Annotated in this window: 13 protein-coding genes; 9 read left to right on the top strand and 4 right to left on the bottom strand. The window is 37.6% G+C overall.

Features of this window, described 5'->3' with window-relative positions:
• Positions 1-85 precede the first annotated feature (85 nt).
• Positions 86-1951 carry a vWA domain-containing protein gene (locus ACE01N_RS14065; protein WP_380590151.1) on the top strand — a complete coding sequence of 622 codons (1866 nt, stop codon included), beginning with the start codon at positions 86-88 and terminating at the stop codon, positions 1949-1951.
• Between the two features lie 87 nt (positions 1952-2038).
• The gene (locus ACE01N_RS14070; RefSeq protein ID WP_380590154.1) at positions 2039-3223 is read left to right on the top strand and encodes a C1 family peptidase; all 1185 of its coding nucleotides are present in this window, start codon (positions 2039-2041) and stop codon (positions 3221-3223) included.
• A 29-nt stretch (positions 3224-3252) separates the two neighbouring features.
• Here ACE01N_RS14070 and ACE01N_RS14075 read toward each other — a convergent pair whose 3' ends face one another.
• Both ACE01N_RS14075 and ACE01N_RS14080 read right to left on the bottom strand, forming a co-directional pair.
• Entirely contained in the window at positions 3253-3897 is a 645-nt protein-coding gene (locus ACE01N_RS14075) for a response regulator (RefSeq protein ID WP_380590157.1), read from the bottom strand.
• Positions 3898-3899: 2 nt separating this feature from the next.
• Positions 3900-5777 carry a sensor histidine kinase gene (locus tag ACE01N_RS14080; RefSeq protein WP_380590160.1) on the bottom strand — a complete coding sequence of 626 codons (1878 nt, stop codon included), beginning with the start codon at positions 5775-5777 and terminating at the stop codon, positions 3900-3902.
• A gap of 242 nt (positions 5778-6019) precedes the next feature.
• Here ACE01N_RS14080 and ACE01N_RS14085 point away from each other — a divergent pair, with 242 nt between their 5' ends.
• On the top strand, positions 6020-7459 hold the full coding sequence (locus ACE01N_RS14085) for a trypsin-like peptidase domain-containing protein (protein ID WP_380590163.1): 1440 nt from the start codon (positions 6020-6022) through the stop codon (positions 7457-7459).
• A 78-nt stretch (positions 7460-7537) separates the two neighbouring features.
• On the opposite strand, the gene ACE01N_RS14090 is transcribed toward ACE01N_RS14085, so the two are convergent.
• Together ACE01N_RS14090 and ffh are read right to left on the bottom strand one after the other, a co-directional pair.
• On the bottom strand, positions 7538-8404 hold the full coding sequence (locus tag ACE01N_RS14090; RefSeq protein WP_380590166.1) for a bifunctional 5,10-methylenetetrahydrofolate dehydrogenase/5,10-methenyltetrahydrofolate cyclohydrolase: 867 nt from the start codon (positions 8402-8404) through the stop codon (positions 7538-7540).
• A gap of 7 nt (positions 8405-8411) precedes the next feature.
• Positions 8412-9740 carry a signal recognition particle protein gene (gene ffh / locus ACE01N_RS14095; protein ID WP_380590169.1) on the bottom strand — a complete coding sequence of 443 codons (1329 nt, stop codon included), beginning with the start codon at positions 9738-9740 and terminating at the stop codon, positions 8412-8414.
• 771 nt (positions 9741-10511) lie between these two features.
• On the opposite strand from ffh, the gene ACE01N_RS14100 reads away from it, so the two are divergent.
• Genes ACE01N_RS14100 through ACE01N_RS14125 form a run of 6 tightly spaced genes read left to right on the top strand, consistent with a single transcriptional unit; the run spans position 10512 to position 24093 of the window.
• On the top strand, positions 10512-12767 hold the full coding sequence (locus ACE01N_RS14100; protein ID WP_380590172.1) for a fasciclin domain-containing protein: 2256 nt from the start codon (positions 10512-10514) through the stop codon (positions 12765-12767).
• Between the two features lie 7 nt (positions 12768-12774).
• Complete coding sequence (locus ACE01N_RS14105; RefSeq protein WP_380590175.1) at positions 12775-16020, top strand: SusC/RagA family TonB-linked outer membrane protein; 3246 nt, start codon at positions 12775-12777, stop codon at positions 16018-16020.
• Positions 16021-16050: 30 nt separating this feature from the next.
• The gene (locus tag ACE01N_RS14110; protein WP_380590178.1) at positions 16051-17553 is read left to right on the top strand and encodes a RagB/SusD family nutrient uptake outer membrane protein; all 1503 of its coding nucleotides are present in this window, start codon (positions 16051-16053) and stop codon (positions 17551-17553) included.
• A gap of 25 nt (positions 17554-17578) precedes the next feature.
• Entirely contained in the window at positions 17579-19369 is a 1791-nt protein-coding gene (locus ACE01N_RS14115) for a fasciclin domain-containing protein (RefSeq protein WP_380590181.1), read from the top strand.
• Between the two features lie 40 nt (positions 19370-19409).
• A complete protein-coding gene (locus tag ACE01N_RS14120; protein WP_380590184.1) occupies positions 19410-20924 on the top strand; it encodes a fasciclin domain-containing protein in 1515 nt (504 codons plus the stop codon).
• A 16-nt stretch (positions 20925-20940) separates the two neighbouring features.
• Positions 20941-24093: a SusC/RagA family TonB-linked outer membrane protein gene (locus ACE01N_RS14125; RefSeq protein ID WP_380590187.1), complete on the top strand. Its 3153-nt coding sequence runs from the start codon at positions 20941-20943 to the stop codon at positions 24091-24093.
• Positions 24094-24103 lie beyond the last annotated feature (10 nt).

The raw sequence follows: 24103 nt of genomic DNA on the forward strand, positions 1-24103 counted from the left end.
AAATACTATCCGGGTAAATTTAAAAAATATTTATGGAATATCTCATTTTTTAAGTCTCAATGGTAAAAATAAAAATCATTGAGTTATGAAAAAGTTATTTGCAGTTATTTTGACAGTTTTAAGCGTATCCCCTTTGTTCTCACAAAATATTATCAGAGGGAAAGTTTTAAATGAGAATGATAATTCTCCGGTTTTCATGGTTAAAATCACAACCGCCAAAGAGCTGATTTATACTGATAAAAGTGGAGAATTTCAGTTGCTCCTTCACAATTCAGATTCAATAATTACCCTGCAAAAGGATGGATTCGAAACGTTAACATTTCCGCCTAAATCCAATGGTGTTAATATTGTTAAGTTAAAGCCGATTGCTCAGGTGTTGGATGATGAGGAAGATAGCATTAATAAATTGTACACCCCTAAAACCACAGGTGTTGCAACAGGTATAAGAGTACCTAAGTCAAGAGCGGAACAAAAAATAGTTTTACAGGAAGCAGTTGCTTATGATATGGCAATAAATTATGTTGTTCCTCCGGTTTATTCAGAACCGAATACAGATGAATACAGTCAGTTTGAAGAATCTGGATTTAAGGCGGTAAGATTACATCCGTTATCTACTTTTTCAGTGGATGTTGATGTGGCATCGTATGCAATAACCAGAAGACATATTAATAATGGAATGTTGCCACCTCCAAATTCAGTCAGGGTAGAGGAGATGATCAATTATTTTAAATATAACTATCCCAAACCAGATAATAAGGAACCTTTGGCAGTTTCACTTGCAGCAGATAAATGTCCGTGGAATCCGGATCATTACCTGGTAAGAGTTGGTTTACAAACAAAAGAAATTAAAACGGAAAAGTTGCCCCGATCAAATTTTGTGTTCCTTATTGATATTTCAGGATCTATGAGTTCACCCGATAAACTTCCATTGGCTAAAGCCAGTCTGAAAACATTTTTAGGGACGCTCAGAGATAATGACAGGGTAGCCATTGTGACATATGCCGGAAGTACAAGAGTCGCATTGGAATCCACTTCGGTTAAAAATAAACAACAGATTATTCGTGCATTGGATAATCTGTCTTCAGGAGGATCAACAGCCGGTGCTGAGGGACTAAAACTGGCTTACAGTGAAGCGGAGAAATGCTTGATAAGAGAAGGGAATAACAGGATTATCCTGGTAACGGATGGTGATTTCAATGTCGGACCAAGTTCGGTAGATGATCTGAAACAGTTGATAAAAGAAAAACGTGATAAAGGAATCTGTATTTCCATTTTAGGTTTTGGTCAGGGTAACTTAAAGGATAACCGGATGGAAGCTATTGCTGATAATGGAAACGGAAATTATGGTTACGTTGATAATCTGCAGGAAGCACACAAAATACTGATGAAAGAATTCTCTTCAAACTTGTTTGTTGTCGCCAAAGATGTTAAGATACAGGTTGAATTTAATCCGGCGCGGGTTGCATCATACCGGTTGGTTGGGTACGACAACAGGGCTTTGGCTGCAGAGGATTTTAACAACGATAAAAAGGATGCCGGCGAGATGGGGGCCGATCAACAGGTTACCGCACTTTATGAAATTTCTCTTGTTAACTCTGACGGTAAGCCCGTGGTTGATCCGTTGCGCTATGGGCAAAAGGAAAAACAGGAAAAGGCTTTCATGAATGAATTGGGTACTGTGAAAATAAGATACAAAGATCCTGATTCAGAAGTGAGTAAGTTGATTGTCGGAAGAATGGACGATTTTATTTTAAAAGATGGAAATTCTGACCCCGAATTCAGGATGGCAGCATCGGTAGCCATGTTTGGTCAGATTCTGAGAAAATCGGATTATGTTGAAAAAGGTGATCTTTCCACAGTAGCAAATATGCTTACAGATCTGGATTATGCAGATAGGGATGGTTATAAGGCTGAATTTTTAAGATTAGTAGAACTGGCCTCCAAATTATGATTAATGTCATGTATGGATTTTTTTAAGCACCTTCGGGTGCTTTTTTTATGTGTATTTTTTATTTTTGAACCTATTAAAACACAACGAATGAAAAATTTAGTCAAAATTATTATGATGCTGTTCATAGCGTCAGGTGCTTCTGCACAGAGCGACTCAGGTTATGTATTTACAACTATTAAGGATTTACCCGCTACTTCTGTAAAGGATCAATACAGAAGCGGAACCTGCTGGAGTTTTTCCGGATTATCATTTATTGAATCGGAAGTATTGAGAAAAGGAGGGGATACACTGGATCTGTCAGAAATGTATGTTGTCAGGAAATGTTATGACTATAAAGCAGAGAAATATATTCGTATGCACGGAACCATAAACTTTGATGCTGGAGGTGCATTTTTTGATGTTTTCTGGGTACTGGATCATTATGGTTTATTGCCGGAATCTGCGTACAAAGGTTTGAATTATGGAGAAGATAAACATGTTCATGGAGAAGTAAACGGTGCGTTACAATCGTTTGTAAAGTCCATAGAAACCAATAAAAATAAGAAACTTTCCACTGCATGGAAAGGTGCAGTAGATGGAATTCTGGATGCGTATTTTGGTAATATCCCCGAGTCATTTGTATACGACGGTAAAACAACTAATGAAGTGGATTTTACGAAGAAGTATGTAGATATTGATCCTTCTGACTATGTCTCTATAACCTCATTTACCCATCATCCGTTTTATGAAAAATTTATACTCGAAATTCCTGACAACTGGCTTTGGGGAGCATCGTACAATGTGCCACTGAATGAAATGGCTGAGATTTGCAGGTATGCAGTTGAGAATGGTTACACTATCGCGTGGGGTGGAGATACAAGTGAAAAGGGTTTCAGCTTTAAAAATGGACTGGCAATTATTCCTGATGCTGATACTGAGGATATGAGTGATCTGGAACGCGCAAAATGGGAAAATATGTCACAGAATGATAGAGACAGAAAACTCTATACATTTGATAAACCAGGCAGTGAGAAAAAAATAACTCAGGAAATGAGACAAGAAGAATTTGACAATTACCAGACAACCGATGATCACGGTATGCATATTACAGGCATGGTAAAAGATCAGAACGGAACTGTGTATTATAAAGTAAAGAATTCGTGGAACACAAATAATTTATACGATGGTTATTTGTATATGTCTGAACCATATTTAAAATTGAAGACCATGAATTTTGTGGTTCATAAAGATGCTATTCCAAAAGAAATCCGTAAAAAAATGGGAATTAAATAAACTTAAGTGTGCCTGGTGGCACACTTTTTTCACATTTCTATTAATCCTTTCTCAAGCCCGAATTTTATAAGACCTGCTATATTTTTAACGTTGCACTTGATAAACATATTCTTTCGGTGCGTTTCAACAGTATTCGGACTTTTTTTAAGCATTTCAGAGATTTCTTTTGTAGAATATCCCTGGTAGATAAGTTGCAAAACCTGTTTTTCCCTTTTTGTTAGTTGAACAGAGTCATTTTCCACCGTTTTTTTCTCATTTGTCAGTGCTTCAATAATGACATCTTTTATACTGGTGTCAATATAGACTTCTTCCTTATTAAGATTCTCAAGTGCTTTTTTAAGGTCTTCTTCCCCCGCAGATTTTGAAAGTATGGCTGTGATTTTTTTTCGCAGAAGTTTTTTTACCATCCACTGATGTGAATGCATTGTTATGACAATAATTTTAACTGACGGATATTTTTCATTCAGAACATCAATTAGCTCATTGCCATCCATTTCCGGCATCTCGATGTCTGTAAAAACTATATCTACTTTATTATCCTTTACGAGTTCAAGTGCTTCCTTACCATTAGATGCATTACCTATAATAATCAGATCTTCAAACTGACTGATAAGACTACCTAAACCGCTGAGAATAAAAGGATGATCGTCAACAATGATAACATTTTTTTTCATATTTATTTTTTTAGGGGAATTATTAAATTAATTGTTGTGCCTTCGTTTGGCTCGGACTCAATCGTAAGTTCTCCTTTTAAAACTGTGGCTCTTGATCGCATATTTTTGAGCCCGATTCCTGACCATAATTTGTTCGTGTCAAAACCTATCCCGTTGTCTTCAATGATCATGGTAAGGGAGGTCCCGTCATTTACGATCTGTATATCCAATTCGGTAGCTTTTGCATGTTTAATCACATTGGTAATTGCTTCCTGGATCATTCTGTAAATTTCTTTCTGTGTATTAATATCAATATCATCCCATTTTTCAATCGGGAATGCATTAAAACTGATCTCAAGATCGTGTTTGCCTGGAAAAAACTGAATCAGGTTCATAATGTTATCGTTTAACGATTCAGAACCAAAATTTGGCAGCGAGAGATTTTTTGATATCGATCGGACCTCCATGTAAGTATCCTGAAGAGATTTTAGCAGGTAAGCGGCTTTTTTATCTGATTTAGAATTACTAAAAACAGATTCGAGTTCCATCTTTATTCCGGCAAGTGTTCCGCCCACTCCATCGTGCAGTTCTTTTGCCAACCGCTCTCTTTCTATTTCCTGACCCTGTAATTGCGCAATTGCAGCCCGCAGCTCAACTTTTCTAAGATCTTCCTTATGTTTTTTGAGTGATAATTCCTCATTCTGCTTCATAATGAGCTGCAGGTTGTGGTGTTTTTCACGTTGATAATTGACAATGAAATAACTGGATACCACAAGTAGCAAAAAAAGTGTTGAGCTAATAATAATAAGCATTCTGGTCTTTTTTATGTCCTTTTCATTTTGCGCATTTAAAAGCTTGAGGCTATTTATTTCTTTGGCTCTGTTGAGCAATTCAACCTGATTGCTGAAATTCTGTGTTGCAATTTTTTCTTTTTCTTTCAAAACAGAATCCGCGGCAATGTAGAATAATCTGTAATAGTTGTTGGCTTCCTTATAGTTTTTGTTTTTTTCAAGAATTTCTGCGGATGAAATCAGTGATGACAAGTTGTCATATTTCTTTTTTAATGCATATGCTTTTCCTAAATAGAATTCGGCATCAAAAAAATTGTTCCCCAGTGCAGATATCCTGGCCAGATCAGTATAACATTCATAAACCAGGCTGTCATTTTTTATGCTCAATGAAAGTTTTAGTGCTTCATTGAGATGTCTTTTGGCAAAATTATAGTCTTTTTCGATTATTTTTACTTTGCTGTAACTGATGTGATTTTGGATTAAATCAGTGGTGTCCTTTAAATCCAGAAATAAGTTGTTTAATATGAATTTGGCAGAATCAGGGCGATTCATATGTATATATGACAGGGCAAGCTGAGATTCCAGATTATTAAAGACTTTTTTATTATTAAGAGTTTTGGCAATGTTTTCTGCTTTTCGCAGGTAATTAATTGCCATAAGATAATTGGATTGTTTGATCAGGCTCTTTGATAGTGACTCTAATGTTAATAACAGGAGACTTTGATTATCTGTTTTCTTAGCGGTTTCATAGGCATTCAGAAATGCTGTGCTTGCAGCAAATTCAGAACCTAATTTGCTGTAAGCCTCTCCAGATAACCAGTAAGAGTGTACAAGCAGGATATCATATTTGGCATTTTCTAAATCTTTTATTTGAGAAATAGCCTTTGCTGCAAACTCCGATGTTTTTCGTGTGTCGGAGTTGTAATAATAGGACGCAAGTTTGAAAAGCAGATTGATGCGGATCTGATTCGGATATCGGTCTATATTTTTCTCAATACTTTGTGCTATTGAATCGTTGTCAATAACAAATGCCTGCGAGCTGATATTAAGATGCAAACTTATCATCAGGAGCAGAAAACAAACTGATTTATTGAATATCGAAATCTGCATTGTGAATTTTGTTTGCTTAGGTCGCATAAAATTTACAGAAAAATTAATATATGTCTGTTAGTTCTGATCTTCAATTCCATAAACCAACAAACAGTATTTACAAAGGTAAAAATTCTGATATCATTTACAATGCATTGTTAAGCACTAAAAATAATTGTTAAATATGCATTACGTTTGATCAAACATGGAATGATATTTGGTAATATCGTTCTAAAATATAACGATTTAAAATTTGAGGCGATATGAAACGAACATTGAAAAACACAATCGGGACAGTTACTATTGCTGTGGTTTCGGCTGTTCTAACCATTTTAATCTACACCAACATTAATACTCATGAGGCACAGGTTATTCAGACTGAACAGACCGTAAAACCTACCTATGCAACTTTACCGGCATCACCGGCCATAAACACAGATTTTACGCAGGCAGCGGAATCCAGTGTTCAGGCGGTGGTACATGTTAAGGTAAAAGTGAGTTATAAATCAAACTATGTTGATTTATGGGATTTATTACGCGGTAATGAACCACAGGAAAGAATTTTTGAAGGTTCAGGATCAGGCGTTATAATTAGTAAAGATGGTTACATTGTTACCAACAACCATGTGATTGAAAAATCGAATAACATTGAGGTTATTCTGAATGATAAGAGGCGTTACGATGCCCGGCTGATTGGTACTGATCCTCAGACCGATATAGCCCTTTTAAAAGTTGATGCTGACAATTTGCCAGCTATTCCTTTCGGAAATTCAGACAATCTTAAACTGGGTGAATGGGTTCTGGCTGTTGGTAACCCGTTTAATTTATCGACTACTGTAACTGCTGGTATCGTTAGCGCAAAAGCCAGAGGTATAGGGATATTGGGAGATGCAACTCACATGGGAATTGAATCGTATATTCAGACAGATGCTGCAGTGAATCCCGGTAATAGTGGTGGAGCTCTTGTGAATACAAGTGGTGAATTGGTTGGGATCAATTCAGCGATTGCTTCGCCAACAGGAGCTTATGCCGGTTATTCTTTTGCAGTTCCTGTAAGCATTGTAAAAAAGGTTGTTGCGGATCTCATGGAGTATGGTGAAGTACAGCGGCCATTCCTTGGCATTTCAATGAATGATATTGACGCTGATTTTGCTGAGCAGAATCATTTGCTGGATATGAAAGGTGTTTATGTCAGTGGGTTGATAGAAGGAGGCGGCGCAGAGGAAGCCGGTATCAAAGAAGGTGATGTTATTGTAGGAATCAACGGAGCAGAAGTTAACTCTGGATCTCAACTTCTTGAACAGCTAAACAGGTACAGACCAGGTGATAAAATTACAGTTGAAGTTAACCGTAAGGGATCAGATAAAACATTTAAAGTGACGCTTAAAAACATTCACGGAGATACAAGTATTATCCAGAAAGGAACGGATTTAATTCTTGGTGCTGAGTTTGAAAAGGCTGATCAGAAATTGTTGCAGCAACTGGGATTAAACCATGGTGTACAGGTTACGGATGTTGGAGACGGTAAATTCAGTGAAATTGGTATTTCTGACGGATTTGTCATCACAAAAATCAACGATCGCCAGATAAACGAAGTTCAAGATATCAGTGCTGCATTGGACCGCGTAAGAGGAGGATTGTTTATTTCAGGTGTATATCCGAACGGCAAGAAAGCATATTACGCTATAAATCTTGAAGATTGATTTAGTTGACAGCATAATAAAAAACGGGATGAAATTTCATCCCGTTTTTTATTATGTATATTTTGATTGTATAATCTTCTACCTGTTTTTCGCGGCAAGTAAAGTGTTTTTCAGCAGTGCTACTCTTGTCATTGGCCCTACACCTCCTGGAACAGGTGTGATAAAAGCGCATTTCTTCGCAACATTTTCAAAATCGACATCTCCTTTTAGTTTCCAACCCGATTTGGTTTTATCAGATTTTACACGTGTTGTACCCACATCAATTATCGTAGCTCCATCTTTTACCATATCAGCAGTAACGAATTCTGGTTTGCCAAGTGCCGCAATTAAAATATCAGCATCAGCACAAATTTCCTTAAGCTTTTCTGTCCTGCTGTGAACCACAGTAACTGTAGCATTCATCTCTTTTTGAGACATTAATATGCTCATGGGTCTGCCAACTATATTGCTTCTTCCAATTACAACACAGTGTTTCCCTGACGTTTCAATTTTGTAGCGTTTTAAAAGTTCAACAATGCCATAAGGCGTTGCAGAAACAAAGCCTGGCAGACCAACAACCATTCTTCCCACATTTTCAGGATGAAAACCATCTACATCCTTATCAGGATTTATGGCTTCAATTATTTTTTGTTCATTAATATGATCCGGTAGAGGTAACTGCACTATAAATCCGTCAAGGTTCGGATCATTATTAAGTTCTTCAACTTTTTCCAATAATTCATTTTCGGTAACATCATCCTCGTATCTGATCAGTGAAGACTTAAAACCCACTGATTCGCAATCTTTTATCTTGTGAGCCACATAAGATTCACTGCCACCATCATGTCCAACAAGTACTGCTGCCAGATGAGGTGCTTTTTGTCCTGCAGCCAGCATCTTTTTTACTTCTTCGGCTATTTCGGTTTTGATTTTTTCTGAGGTTGTTTTACCGTCAATTAATATCATAATCTTTTTATTTGAATTTCATGGAATTCATCATTCGTGATACATTTTTACCCTGTGTCATCATACGCATCATTTTGCGGGTCTCATCAAATTGTTTAATCAGTTTATTGACTTCCTGAATATTTGTTCCTGAACCATGTGCGATTCTGTTCCGTCTGCTTCCGTTAAGAATTTGCGGTGATTCTCTTTCTGCCGGAGTCATTGAATGAATGATGGCTTCTATATGTTTAAAAGCGTCATCGTCAATGTCAATATTTTTCATGGCTTTACCAACACCTGGAATCATGGATGCAAGATCTTTAAGATTCCCCATTTTTTTGATTTGGTTGATTTGTGAAAGAAAATCATTAAAATTAAACTGGTTCTTGGCAATCTTTTTCTGAAGCTTACGGGCTTCATCAGCATCATAGTTCTCCTGTGCTTTCTCAACCAGCGAAACTATGTCACCCATTCCAAGTATTCTGTCTGCCATTCGGGTAGGGTGGAACACATCAAGTGCTTCCATTTTTTCTCCCATTCCAACAAATTTTATTGGCTTATCTACCACAGAACGTATTGACAGAGCGGCACCACCACGGGTATCACCATCGAGTTTTGTTAGGACAACACCATCAAAATCAAGTCTGTCATTAAATTCTTTTGCTGTATTTACAGCATCCTGACCTGTCATTGAATCCACAACAAACAGAATTTCGTGTGGATTTACGGCTGATTTAATGGCAGCAATTTCATCCATCATTTGTTCATCAATGGCTAAACGTCCTGCAGTATCGATGATCACAACATCGTTGCCTTTCATTTTTGCCTCTCTGATAGCTTCTTTTGCAATTTTAACCGGTTCTTTGCTCTCAAGATTTGAAAAAACAGGTACATCAATTTGTGATCCCAACACTTTTAACTGTTCAATTGCAGCCGGACGATACACATCTCCTGCCACAAGCATCGGTTGCTTCCCTCTTTTCCGTTTGAGTTGATTAGCCAGTTTCCCTGAGAATGTCGTTTTACCGGAACCTTGTAAACCGGCAATAAGTATTACAGCCGGGCTTCCTTTAATGTTTATATCAACACTCTCTCCTCCCATTAATTCGGCCAGTTCGTCATGGACGATTTTGACCAGCATCTGTCCTGGTTTTACCGCTGTCAGTACGTTTTGACCAAGTGCCTTTTCTTTAACTGTGTTGCTGAAAGTCTTTGCTGTTTTAAAGTTGACGTCGGCATCAAGCAATGCACGTCTGACATCTTTTAATGTTTCAGCAATATTTATTTCAGTTATCTTTCCCTGTCCTTTTAATAGCTGAAAGGATTTCTCCAGTCTGTCTGTTAAATTTTCAAACATTGTACTACCTGTTTTGTCAATTGTGCAAAAATATAAAAAGGATAGAAAGTATTACCATACTGAATGGCAAAATTATTTTTTATTTGAAATAAGTGTAAATAGTCATAAAATGAATTTTTCTGAGTGTATGAAATCGTTTACATATAATGAAAATTTTTATAAAAAATTGATATAGAGACTTCTAATTTGATATTGCTTTAGCAACTTGTGTAAAGTGGACACTTATTAAATGTGTCATAATGTGTAAATAATTGAACAGTTTGTGTATTGTAAATCCTTGTTAACATTCATAATTTTGAATTTAGCATTTTTTATGATTAAGTTGATAATTGTATTGAATTGAAATGTTAATTTAATTTCTTGTCAATAAGAAAATTAGGATATTTAAAGCAAGAAATAATTAAGTTTTATTATCAAAAATTCTTAAATTTAATCATTGAAAAATGCTGAGTCTGATCAATGTCAATCGCTAACTTTTAAATTGATCAAGAAAATTATGAAAAAAACCAACCCAGCAATTCTGAATAAGAAATGGTTATTTCTTAAATATTGCAGCAATCACTGCAATATACTTTCATCTGGATTTGGTTTGTTTTGTCAGTTAATGATAAATTATGGCAGGATTTGATAAGTAAGTCATTTCTGTATTACATAATTTTGATAATTTGCTGATTATTAACTGTAGTTATCGGGTGTTGTTTATACCGATTACTTAGAAATTTTGAAAAAACGAATGCAGTATATCTGTAATTATATCAAATTCAGTATCTTATGAAAAAACAGTTTTTTGTATTTGCTTTTATTATTTTGAATCTGTTGGTGTTGTTCAGTGGATGTGAAGATAAGAAGGCAAAATACTATGAACGTCCGGAATGGCTCGAACCACCGATTTTAACGCAGTTGGAACAACGAGGTAATTTTACCTCTCTGCTGGCATGCATTGAAAAAGCAGGTTATGCAAAATCGTTGGGTGCTGCAGGATATTTCACTTTATTCGCACCAACTGATGAAGCTTTTAACCAGTATTTTGCTGCCAACGGCTATGCCTCGGTAAGTGATTTGGATTCTGTGAAAGCGCGGAATATTGTGCAGTATCTGTTGTTACAGAATGCGTATTCCGAAGACCAGCTTGATGACTACCAGTCATCTGCTCAGGAATTATGGATCGAAAATGAAGCATTCAAACGCCAGACCAATTATTACAAGTGGATTTACGAAGATACTGTAGATGGTGTGATGGAGAAAGTGCTGGATGTTAATGCTGTAGCGGGTGGTGAATCCAATAGTAATTATTCTGCAACAGATGATTATAATTATAAGAATATTCCATATTTTACACGTGATTACCTCGCAGAACAAAATCTTTCGGATTACGATTATGAATACTTTTTCCCGGGTGTTTCACTTGACAGTTTTAATGTGGTTGATGCTCATCTTATGGAAGGTGACATTTATGCAGAGAATGGCGTAATTCATGTCATTGACAAAGTACTGAGCCCGCTTCAGAATCTTGAGGAATTTCTAGCTGGTAAAGAAGAATACAGTATGTTCAGGGATATTATCAACCGCTATTTAAGAAATTACACCATTGCGCCGTCGTGGGTTTCCTCTCTTTATGAACAGGCAACAGGTTCAACACAGAATATTTATGTGAAAGGATATTCCAATATGGCATTTGCCCCAAATTGCGAAAACTTTTTAAGGTATGGTGAAGGTGGCGAAGATTATGATAATCAGAAAAATGGATGGACCATGTTTGCTCCTACAAATGCGGCTGTTCAGCAGTTTTTTGACAATAAATTCCTAAAGTACTATTCTTCTCTGGATCAGATGACTACCAGTCAGATTGCAGACTTTGTTAATGCCCATTTATGGCTGACTACCGTTTGGCCGTCAAAATTCGACATGGCTCAGAATATTTATGGTGAAGAAGCTAGGTTTGATCCAACTGCCGATGTGGTGGATAAAAAAGTATGCAGCAACGGTATGTTTTACGGTGTGAATAAAGTTCAGGCAACAGATCTTTATTATACCGTACTCGGTGATATAAATCTGAATCCTGATTATGTGATCATGCTTCAGGCCATCCGTTCATTCCCAACCATTTTGAGTTTGTTAAAAAATACTGAGGTAGACCTGCAACTGTTTCTCATAAATAATGACCAGATGACCAATATGGGCTTTTTCTGGAATGGGGATTTAAATCGCTGGGAATTCACCGAGAACTATAATGGTTCATTGGGTGATAACGCAACCAATGCACTGGAAAGGCTATTGTATCTGCATATGATTGAAGGTGAAAATGTAGACTTTAGTGGTCAAGGCATTGTGCGTACGGGTATTGACGACAGGGGAGAATATATCAGGTATTTCACCCAGGGAAGAACCTATGTCTGGGCAAGCGGTAACGGTACAGCGTTGTCGATTCTTTCGGGTGAGGTAGATAGTGAACCCTCAAATGGGCAGTCGTATACACTTTCTACACCGCTCAGGTTTTCAATTGATAACATAGGTGTGCAGCTTGAAAGCAATTCTGCTTTTCGTAATTTTTACCGTTATCTTGAAAAATCGGCAACTTCTTTAAGTGAGATTGGTGCCTCAATGGAAGGCTATCTTTACAATACAGAAACAAAGGCCATCACCGATGTGGCAAATACTAATAATAATACTTTTTTAATTCCGAGCAATGCGGCAATGGATCAGGCTGTGGCAGATGGCGTTTTACCGCCTATCACAATTTCTGATTTTACACAGGCTGAACAGGAAAGGGTAGCTGCATTTGTAAATTATCATATTTTGCCAAAACGTATTATTGTGCCGCAGGAAGGTTTTAAAGATGGGGCTGTGACATTATATAAAACTACAGATGGTGATACCTATATTACAATATCCAGTGATGGCACAGATCTTACGATCATTGATTCACAAACAAGAGAAGCAAAAACGGTAAACCGTTACAGCAATATTCTGGCTAACAGAGCGGTTATACATCAAATTGATAATTATTTAAGATATCCACAAAATTAATTATACGATGAAATTTATCAGATTGTTAATAGTATTTCAGGTTGCTTTTCTGTCGCAAATCGTAAGTGCACAGGATGGATTTCTTATAAGAGGTAAAATTACGTCTACTGATGAACCGAATGGCGTACCTGGTGTAACCGTTGTGGAGGTTGATGCCAATAACCGTATCAGAAAAGGAACAATTTCAAATTTTGATGGAGAATATGCCATTGAGGTACTGGATAAAACAGACAGATTACAGTTCTCATTTATCGGATATAAGCAGCAGACTGTAGATATTAATGACAGAAATACAATCAATATTGTTCTTGAAATCAGTGCTAAGGAGCTTACTGGCGTAGACGTAATAGCAGAAAAGAGAACAGAAATGGGATTGATGAGTATTCCTGACAGGGATCTGGGAATACCGATTTCAAAAATTTCCACAGAAGAATTTGAGAATGTACAGGCCTCAACAATAGATGAAGCTATCCAGGGACGTTTGGCCGGGGTTGATATTGCGGCAAACTCCGGAGATCCCGGAGCAGGGATGTCTATTCGAATCAGAGGGGTGAGTACTCTATCGGCCGATAATAAACCTATGATCATAGTGGATGGAGTACCATTGGAGATCAACATAGATCCGAATTTTAATTTTGCCACGGCAAATGAAGAGGGGTATTCACAAATGCTGAATATCTCCATGGATGATATTAAGGAAATTACCGTACTGAAGGATGCTGCAGCAACAGCAATGTGGGGGACTAAAGCGGCAAATGGTGTATTGCTCATTACTACAAAACGTGGAGTGAGAAGCCGGCCCCCAAGAGTTAGTTTAACCTACAGGGGTACTTATATTCCTGAAATTAAAGCGTTACCACTTTTGTCAGGAGACGAATATTCTACTTTGATTAAAGAGGCAGTTATGAATACCAATAATGTGCCGCTGGACGTTCAACTGCACAAGGAATTTCTTTATCAACCTACAGATCCGTATTATTACTATAATTATGGTCAGAACACTGACTGGATGGATGCTATTCAGCATGATGGTTATATACACAACATGGACTTTGCACTGGATGGTGGTGGATCCAAGGCAACTTACCGTTTTTCAACCAACTACCAAACCCAACAGGGCGTTACAATTGGAACAGGACTTAATCGATTAACAACACGCCTTAACCTGGATTACTTTATTTCAGATAAGTTGCGTTTAAAGGCAGACTTTTCCTATGCACATGGTGTAACAGACGGAAACTACGATAAGGGTCTTAGAAGTGTAGCTTACAGAAAAATGCCCAATATGTCAATTTATGAATATGATGTATATGGCAATCTTACAGGTAATTATTTTTCTCCGGAGCGTAATATTCAGGGATCAGCGATGGATACGTACAATCCTGTTGCATTAGCTCTGGTCGGAACGAAGCAAACCATCAATGATAGGATTCAATCCAAGTTTGGAATATATTACGATATAAATAAATACTTAAGGTTATCTAGTGACCTGTCTCTGGATGTAAACTCCAACAAGGTTAAGGAGTTCCTACCACAAACAGCAACTGGTTTAAACTGGACAAATACTTATGTAAACCGGGCAGGAGACTATGATAATGATTCTTATAACATATTCACCAATACCATCGCACGTTATCACAGGACTTTTAATGATATTCATGTGATTACAGCATCCCTGAGTGTTATGACAACGGAAGGCATTGGTTATGGCTATGGTGCAACTACAGCTAATTCCGCGTCATCATTATTTCAGGATCCTTCTATACAATCCAATATTCAGGGGAGTGGCTTGGGTAACAGTTCTACAAAAGGAATTGACAGGTCTCTAGGTTTGACGGCTATGATGCATTATTCCTTACTGGACAGATATATTGTTATGGCAGGGTTGCGTAGGGAAGGTAATTCACGATTTGACGCCAATAACCGGTGGGGAACCTTCCCCAGTATTTCACTGATGTGGCGTTTATCGGGCGAGGAGTTTATGCAACAATTTACATTTCTGGATGATCTGCGGATAAGATACAGTTATGGAGAGAACGGACATGCTCCAAGATATACAGGTATGTTTTTTAACAATTACAATACTGTAGCGTGGGGATATTTAGGAGATCCGGCGGTTTATACAACAGATATGAAGCTGGTTAACCTGAAATGGGAACAGTTAAAAACAACGAATGTAGGTGCAACTGTAGAAATGTATAAAAACAGATTGCATGTTGATTTTGACTACTATAAGAACCGGACAGAGGATATGTTTGCATATAACGTATCCATTCAGTCATCCTCGGGCTTTGCAACAACCAGTGTTTTAAATGCGGGTACCATGGATAATTATGGATGGGACTTTAATTTCAGATCCTGGCCTTTAAGAAATAAAAAGTGGCGGATATCATTCGATATGAATGTGGCTAAAAACTATAATATTCTTAGAGAAGTGAATGATAAATTCCCTTTGGTTAGGAATATATCTCCAGGAAATGGAGAATATATGAATATTATTCAGATTGATAACCCTGCAGGAGCATTTTATGGCTATAAATACAAAGGCGTTTATACAACACAGGATGATCTTATTGCACGCGATAAAAATGATAACAGAATCTATGACCCTAACGGAAAACCCATTAACATGGTCTATAATTTCAATAAGGTCAATTATGAATTCCAGTTGGGTGACGCCATGTATGAAGACATAAACCATGATGGTAATATCAATGCAAGTGATGTTGTGCTTCTGGGTAATGCTAATCCGGACTTCTTTGGAGGGTTCGGGCAGGAATACGGATATAAGAATTTCTCGTTCAGGTACAACTTTTACTTCAGGGTAGGAAATGAGATCATCAACCTCACAAAAATGTTAGGTGAAAACATGTATTCGTATGATAACCAGACCAAGGCAGTGCTTAGACGGTGGAGAAAGCCTGGAGATGAAACTGATATTCCCCGCTCTTTAATTGGTTATGGATATAACTGGTTAGGCTCAGACCGTTATGTGGAAGATGGTTCATTTTTGAGGCTTAAGTATGTTTCCTTATCCTATAATCTGCCAAAAGATTTTGCTAAAAAGTTGGGAGCACAGAGTATGAGGGTATCAGCAACGCTGAACAATTTACTAACATTTACAAATTATAGCGGTCAGGATCCGGAGATTAATATCAATTCCAGGGATGGAACAATTTACACGGTAGGGTATGACGATTCCAAAACCCCGGTATCAAGACAGTTTACGTTTAACCTGAATGTAGTATTTTAAATTACGGGATATAATAAAAAGGCAAAAATCATGAATAAAATAAAATCCATAATACTCATATTAACAGTTTTGCTAACGGTGAGTTCCTGTAAAGACTGGTTATACGTAGAACCTGAAAACGGTATTATCGTTGAAGAGTTCTGGCAGTCTAAAGAAGATGTGCATTCAGCTATGATGGGGATCTATGCCTCAATGCTGGGGAATACGCAGGGTGGCTCGTACAGCATTCCTGAATGTATGTTCTACTGGGGGGAATTGAGAGCTGAGATGATAAGCCCTTACCGTTCAAATTTCGATAATTTCAATTATATAAGGAATGGGGATATTCTGCCAACAAATAGGGTTGTGTACTGGGATGCATTTTACACAACCATTAATTATTGTAATGTATTATTGGCTAAAGCACCTGAAGTATTGAATATTGATGATTCTTTTACTGAAAGTGCCTTAAATGCATATAAGGGGGAAGCGCTTGCAGTAAGGGCTCTGATGTATTTTTATCTGGTGCGTGCTTTCGATGAAGTTCCACTGGTGCTTGAAGCGACTTTAAGTGATGCGCAAACGTTCAGAAAAGCCAAGAGTACAAGAACAGAAATATTTAACCAGATTTTTGCTGATCTGAATCAGGCAGAACAGTGGATAAGGGAAGATTATGGAATAAATGCATTGAATAAAGGGCGCATAACTAAGTATGCCGTAAATGCTATTCAGGCAGATGCTTATTTGTGGACCGAACAATACCAGCAAAGTATTGATGCCTGTGATAAGGTTATAAATTCCGGTAAGTATGGATTGGTTCCACGTGATGATTTCTGGTTTGAAGATTTGTATGTAAACGGTAATAGCAGCGAAGGTATTTTTGAATTGCAGTTTGCTGATGACAAGCTTAATCCATTCTTTAATTTATTTGAGACTTTGGGCCAGTTGAAGGCTAACAGTGATATGATGGAGGTTTACTTTCCTGTAGATATTTACGCTAGTCCTGATAGTGCAGATATCAGAGGTGACGGATGTTCTTACAAATCCTCCAGAAACTTTTCGTTGTGGAAATATATTGGACGCAACAAGTATGAGGCAAAGGAAAGGGAAGAAGCAACGAATAATTTTATGGTTTACCGCTATGCTGATGTTCTCTTACTTAAGGCAGAGGCGTTGGCACAGGTTGACCGAGGTAGTGAATCGCTGGCATTGATTAAAGAAATAAGAAAAAGAGCCCATGCCACTAAGGAATCTGATGAAGGAGATCCTACAGATAAGAATGCATTAGTGAATTACATTTTAAATGAAAGAGCAAGAGAATTTGCGTTTGAGGGGAAACGTTGGTTTGATATTTTAAGAAATGCAAGGCGTGATAATTATGCACGAATGGATCTGATAAGAACTATGGTGTCAGTAAGTGCGCCTGCTGAGAGAATGTTGAATATCCTAACCAAATACGGAGATACTCTGAGCCATTACTTTCCAATAGCTCAAAAGGAAATTGATGCAGGTTATCCAATATTGGAGCAGAATAAATTTTATCAGGATCAATAATTTAATGAATCAAAATATAAACGAAATGAAAACTAAAAATTGGTTCAGCATAGGAGTTTTACTGGTAGCATTGGCAGCTGGAGCTATATTTAATAGTTGTGGTCTTCCCGAATACAATACCAGAACCAATTACCAGATTCTAATTGGTGAGTATCTGGAGCAGAATCCCGGTGAATTTTCCACATTTTATGATTTGCTTGAAAAATCTAATACCATTGCTTTTTTAAAGGCGTATGGTACATATACTTGTTTTGCACCTACTAATGCTGCATTCGAGAAATATTTTCAGGAAAAAGGGGTGTCGTCAATTGATGATTTTACGGCACAGGAAATGAGAGATCTGGTGCGCTATCACATCATTATTGATACGATACCGACAACTGATTTTGTGGATGGCCGTTTACAGACTGCAAACATGTATGGTCAGTATTTAACTACAAAGACATACCTGGAGGGTGGATCGGCAGTATACAAGGTTAATAAATATGCTACTATTAAAAGTGCAGATAACAGAATGCTAAATGGTATCGTTCATTCTGTTGAGTCAGTTCTTGATCCGATAACACCTACAATTGCAGAGCAATTGGATGCCAATCCTGATTTCAGCATTTTTACCGAAGCTTTGAAGGCAACAAACTGGTTTGATACGCTAAACCTTCGATTAACAGAAGATGATTTCAACTTCAATTATGAGCAGGGAGATGAGATAAAAGTCCCCCGTTGGTTCACGGTTATGGCTGTTTCCAACAATGCGTTTGCAGCATCAGGTATTAACAGTTACGACGATTTGAAAGCCAAATACAGTAATACCGGAGATCCAACCAATCCAAAGGATAGCCTCTACCTTCATATGGCTTATCATATTCTGGACAGTACATTGATGTACGTTTCAGATTTTGCATCCATAAATTCCACGGCAGGTTATTTTACAAAGGCGCCTTTAGAGGTGATAACCATTAAAGTTGATGGTTCAGAAGTACTGGTAAACGAAGATGAATTCAGGGGAGTTGTGGAAAAAGGGTATGCCATAGATCGGGATGCTTCGGATAACACAGCTAATAATGGTGTATTTCATTCTATGACAGAAGATTTCTTTATTAAAGTCAGATATCCATCCAGAATTCACTGGGAAGTGACAGATCAGTTTGAAATAAAAAAAATACCGGGTGTATACAGAAAACAGGGTGTAAATCTGGAAATGGGACAGCTGGCTGATATTCAGTGGTACCCGGAAAACTATACTATATATTACAATGCCCCGGCAGGTGATTATGGAGGTAATGTATTAAATGACCGTCTTCAGGCATATATCCGTCCGGAGGTTATCAAATGGATTCAATTCAGAACCCCGATAGTTGTGAAGGGAAGCTATAAGGTATGGATTTGTACAAGAAATGTATATCCGGGATCTGGACGCAGGAAGCCTATCTTCTTTGTATATGTTGATGATGAAAAACTACCGATTATTATAGATAACAGTGAGACCCTTAATGAGAATGAGTCTGATGGTGAACTGGAACTGAGAGGATTCAAACGGTACTCATATAATCCGGCAGATTCACTCGAACAGAATTATTCTGCTCATGTTCGGGCAAGCAGATATACTGGTCAGCTGGCAGGTACTATAGATTTCCGTACAACGGGAAGACACTGGATTAAATTTGTTGCCATTAGTGCTTATGCAGGAAATGAGTTGTGGTTGGATCAGATTCATATTATTCCGGTTGAGGAAGATCAGGTTTGGCCAAAACCAAATACTGATGATAATTCTATGGTGTACAAGGAAGATTTACCACCTCAGGGAACATTCGAATAGTTTAAATTTCAATTATTTATTCATTAAATAAACACAGAATATGAACTTTAGGTTAAAATCATTGCTGTTACTTTTCATCCTCGGTATCTGGGCATGTACAGATGCATGGGAAAGTCATGTTAAAGTTAACGACAGTACGGCAAAACAAACGATAGTTGAAATTTTAGAAGGTCAGTCACGCTTTTCATCCTTTGTGGCAGCTTTAAAAAGTACAGGGCTGGATCAGGAATTAGCCAAAATGCAGATCATGACCGTGTGGGCTCCGGATAATGATGCCATGTCCATGGCTGATCCGGCTGTTACTGGTGATGCAGACAGTCTTCGTTCTTTCCTGAGCAACCATTTTACCCTCGGTAAATATATCTATGATAGTGGTGATGCTTCAAAAAGAATAAAAATGTATGGAGGTAAAGTTTTATTTCTTGATCAGGAAAACGACATGATTGATGACGTCATGGTATCTGGTGATAAAAACATTCCAGCAAGGAATGGTGTACTTCATGTCATTAATCAACCTATTAAATTGAGATTGAATGCGTGGCAGTATATTGAGATGTTAGGTTCAACCTACGAACAAACTGCTTACCTCAACTCGTTATCAGGTGTGTATTTCAATCCTGATATTGCAACTCAGACCGGATGGACAGATGACGGACGACCGGTTTATGATACAATTTCCGGATTGGTGTGGCAGAACCCTTTTCTGGAAACCGTTACAGACTTAAGAAGTGAAGATTCAACATTTACTGTGTTTATTGTAGAAGACCAGGTATTTGATTCAGAATATAATAAGTTTAAACCGTTTTTTAGAGCATTTTCAGGTTCTACTGTTACTGACAGTCTGAATAACGTGGCTGTTGCCAAGATGAAAGTTTTGAAAGATTACGTGGTAACAACAACATACGATATGGATAACATTCCGGCAGAGGTATATTCGCCTGATAACGTCAGAATTCCGGTTAATCCTTCAGCTATAGTATCAACCTTCAAAGCCAGTAATGGAAATGTATTTGTGATGAGTGATTGTGCAATTGATCTGGCTGACAAGATTCAACCAATTATAATCGAAGGTGAAACTGAGTTTAAATGGTTTGCTGAAGGTGGTTCTCCTGCCGGCAATTTAAGAATAAAAGAGCACGCTTCGGGTGGCTACGATTATGTTCTCGATAATTTTAGCACAGGTTCAAAACTGGGAGGCTTAATACTGTATGCCGGAGAAGTAGCATCCGTTAAGTATGATTTTTATATCAATGCGGTTAATGATTTTAACTCCGGATTTCGCTATCCTAATTCATCAAGAATTTTATCCGAAGGTCTGGGAACTGTAGTTCTGCAAGGTTATAATGGAAGTAGTCCTGTTTTTGGTCCTCCGGCTCTGGTAAATGGTGCTGATACTATTTTAGTTACCGATACAGCATATGTAACAGCAAAAGAACAATTGGTTGGATCTACTAGATTCAGTACCATACGTGATTGCTTTTTGCAGGTTGTTGGAAATAATAATGGTCAGGCCGTCGTGGTTGATTATATTAAAATGGTTCCTGTGTTCAATTAAAAAATAACCCGTAATTATGACACACTTAAGAAATATTCTATCTATTTTATTTTTAATATTCGGCGTATTATTTATTTCCGCCCAGAATAACGATACGCAGGAATCCTTTACTGTTACCGGGAAGGTGTTTAACGGAGAAACAATGCAACCCATACAGGTGGCATCCATAAACGATGCTAACTACTCATCTTCAATAACAAAGGAGGACGGTTCCTTTTCAATAAAAGTTAAATCCTATGATGATATTTTAACCGTTACATCTGAAGGATTTCAAACCAGGGAGATTATTCTGGGAGGAAGAGAAACAGTAGACATCTATATGTATGAAACAGGTTTCCGTTCATTTGATCAGGAAGTAAGACTTGTGGATTACAGTAAACCACTGGCATATTCCACTCATGCGCTAGGCATGGTTGAAAATAAAACGTCATATTTTGATGCTTCAAAAAAGGGAGCAACATCTGCTGAAGCTACATTTGATGGTAAAATAGCCGGTTTGAACGTAGTTGCCAGAGATGGGAATCCAGGTTCAGGTTCAGATCTATTCTTAAGGGGATATTCATCATTGAATGCTACAAATAAACCTCTGGTTATCGTAGATGGTATGATTTATGATATTGGAGAATATGGTACCGCATTGATCAGCGGTGACAGATCAAATGCATTTGCTGGAATTGATGTAGATGATATTGAAAATGTAACAATTATAAAAGATGCGGCAGCCATTTACGGTGCTAAAGCAAGTAATGGCGTAATTCTTATCACAACAAATCATGCTACAGAACAGGTCAACCAAATTACATTCAGCATGAATGGTGGATTAAATATGGCTCCGAAGAATATTCCGTTAATGGAAGCTGATGATTACCGAATTTACCTGAATGTAATGTTATTGTCATCAGGACTTAGTACGGACTCTGTATCCCGTCTGCCTTTCATGAATAATGATCCCTCGAATTATGATTACGCAAAATACCATAACAATATGGACTGGCAGAAAGAAGTTTTTGCAAACAGCTACAGTAGCAACTACGGTGTGTTGATTAAGGGTGGTGATGATGTAGCACTTTATGCCTTGTCAGTTAATTATATGGATTACAATGGTACTTTAAAAAATACGGACTTCTCACGTTTTAGTATGCGGTTTAATTCGGATATTAATATTTCCAAAATATTTACGCTGAATACCAACATCAGTTTTAACTATAATGACCGGAAATTGAAAAGCGGTTCGGGTATTACAACAACTGATAATCCGTTATTTGCAGCCCGGATAAAATCACCCTTTTTCTACCCTAATCAGATAGACGGTGGTATTATTACACCGGTATTGGCTGATTATGATGAACTTGGCGTAAGTAACCCGGTTTCAATAGTGAATGAGATGGAGCAGCAAAGTCTGGATTACAGAATTTTTGGTTCATTTAATTTTAATGTTAAACTGAGCGATCACCTTACCATTAGTGATCTGATTGGTCTTTCATTCAATAAAGGACGGGAAAAAGTTTTTATTCCCGGTTACGGTATTTCTCCTGAAATTACAGAAATCGGTATTGTTTATAATAAAATGATGGAACGTGTTCTAAAGCATTCTGCAGTGAACAATGATTTCAGAATTCGATATGGTAACAATTTTAATGGTTACCATTCCCTGATAGCTGTGGCTGGGGCACGCCTTAACATGAATCAAACCGAAGAGGACTGGGGAAGTGATTTTAACTCGGCAAGTGATCAGTTCAGAACCATCGGACAAGGTACTGCCAAATTCAGAAACAACGGTGGTTATATGGGAGACTGGAATAACATTACGTACTATGCTTTGGGCGAATATGCGTTTAAGAAAAAATATTTTGTCACTGTTAATATGGCACTGGACGGATCTTCAAAGTTTGGTTCACAGGCAGATGGTATCAAGCTGCATAACCATCAGTTTGGTTTCTTTCCATCTGTTGCAGGTGCATGGCTTATAACGTCAGAACCTTTTATGAAAAATGTGACACTGCTAGATCTGTTTAAACTTCGTGCAAGTTACGGTATTACAGGAAATGATGACATTGGCTTTTATGCTACTAAAAAGTATTATACCACACAAAGATTGTTAGCGGCCAAAGGCCTCGTTCGTGGAAATATCTGGAATCCGGAACTTAAATGGGAAACAAATAAAAAGACAAACCTTGGAGTTGATCTGGCATTTTTGAGAAACCGTGTTTCTTTAAGTGCTGATTATTATATGAATACAACGGATGATATGCTGGAGTATATTCCGGTTGAATACTTTACAGGTTTTGATTATGTGTTGGCCAATAATGGAAGTTTCAATACCAAAGGCATGGATATAACATTAAATGCCCGTATCATCAATTCAAAACTGAAATGGGATTTAGGCATAACATATTCAAAATACCAAACAGAAGTTACAGCTGTTAATGACGGACGCAATGTAACAGAAGTTTATGGTGCCAATATTTTAACTGAGGTGGGCCAGCCGCTTGGAGTCTTCTATGGTTTTAAGACTAACGGTGTTTATGCTACTCAGTCAGCAGCAGAATCGGCTGGTCTGGAAGCTCTGTTGCCCAATACTAGTACGATGGCATTCAGAGCAGGAGATGTTATTTTTGAAGATTACAAGGCAGATGGAATAATTGATAATCAGGATATGCAGGTTATTGGTGATCCTACCCCGGATTTCTTTGGCAGCGTGAATACACGTTTGCAATGGAAGGCTTTTACACTTGATGCTTCTCTGGCATTCAGCTATGGAAACGATGTATTTAATTATCTGCGTTATCAGCTGGAATCGATGCAGAATTTCAATAACCAGACTCAGGCGGTTATTAACAGATGGACCTATGATGGTCAGGTGACGGATATTCCGAAAGCTGAATTTGCTGATCCTATTGGAAACAGCCGTTTCTCTGATCGTTGGATTGAGGATGGTTCATATGTACGACTGAGAGATGTGACACTGACTTATAAACTGCCGTTTAAGGCTAATTTCCTTAAAGGTTCAGAGGTTTATGTTACGGGTTTAAACCTTCTGACGTTGTCTGACTATAAAGGACTTGATCCGGAATTTAGTTTGTCCAACTCACCTCTAACCCGGGGGATTGATGTAGGAATGACTCCTCAGGTTCAATCATTTTTTGTAGGGGTAAGAGTTAAACTGTAATAAATTGATT

The organism is Quyinboa ferrireducens (genome assembly GCF_042436675.1).
Classification (GTDB): Bacteria; Bacteroidota; Bacteroidia; order Bacteroidales; family UBA5342; genus JBHJHP01.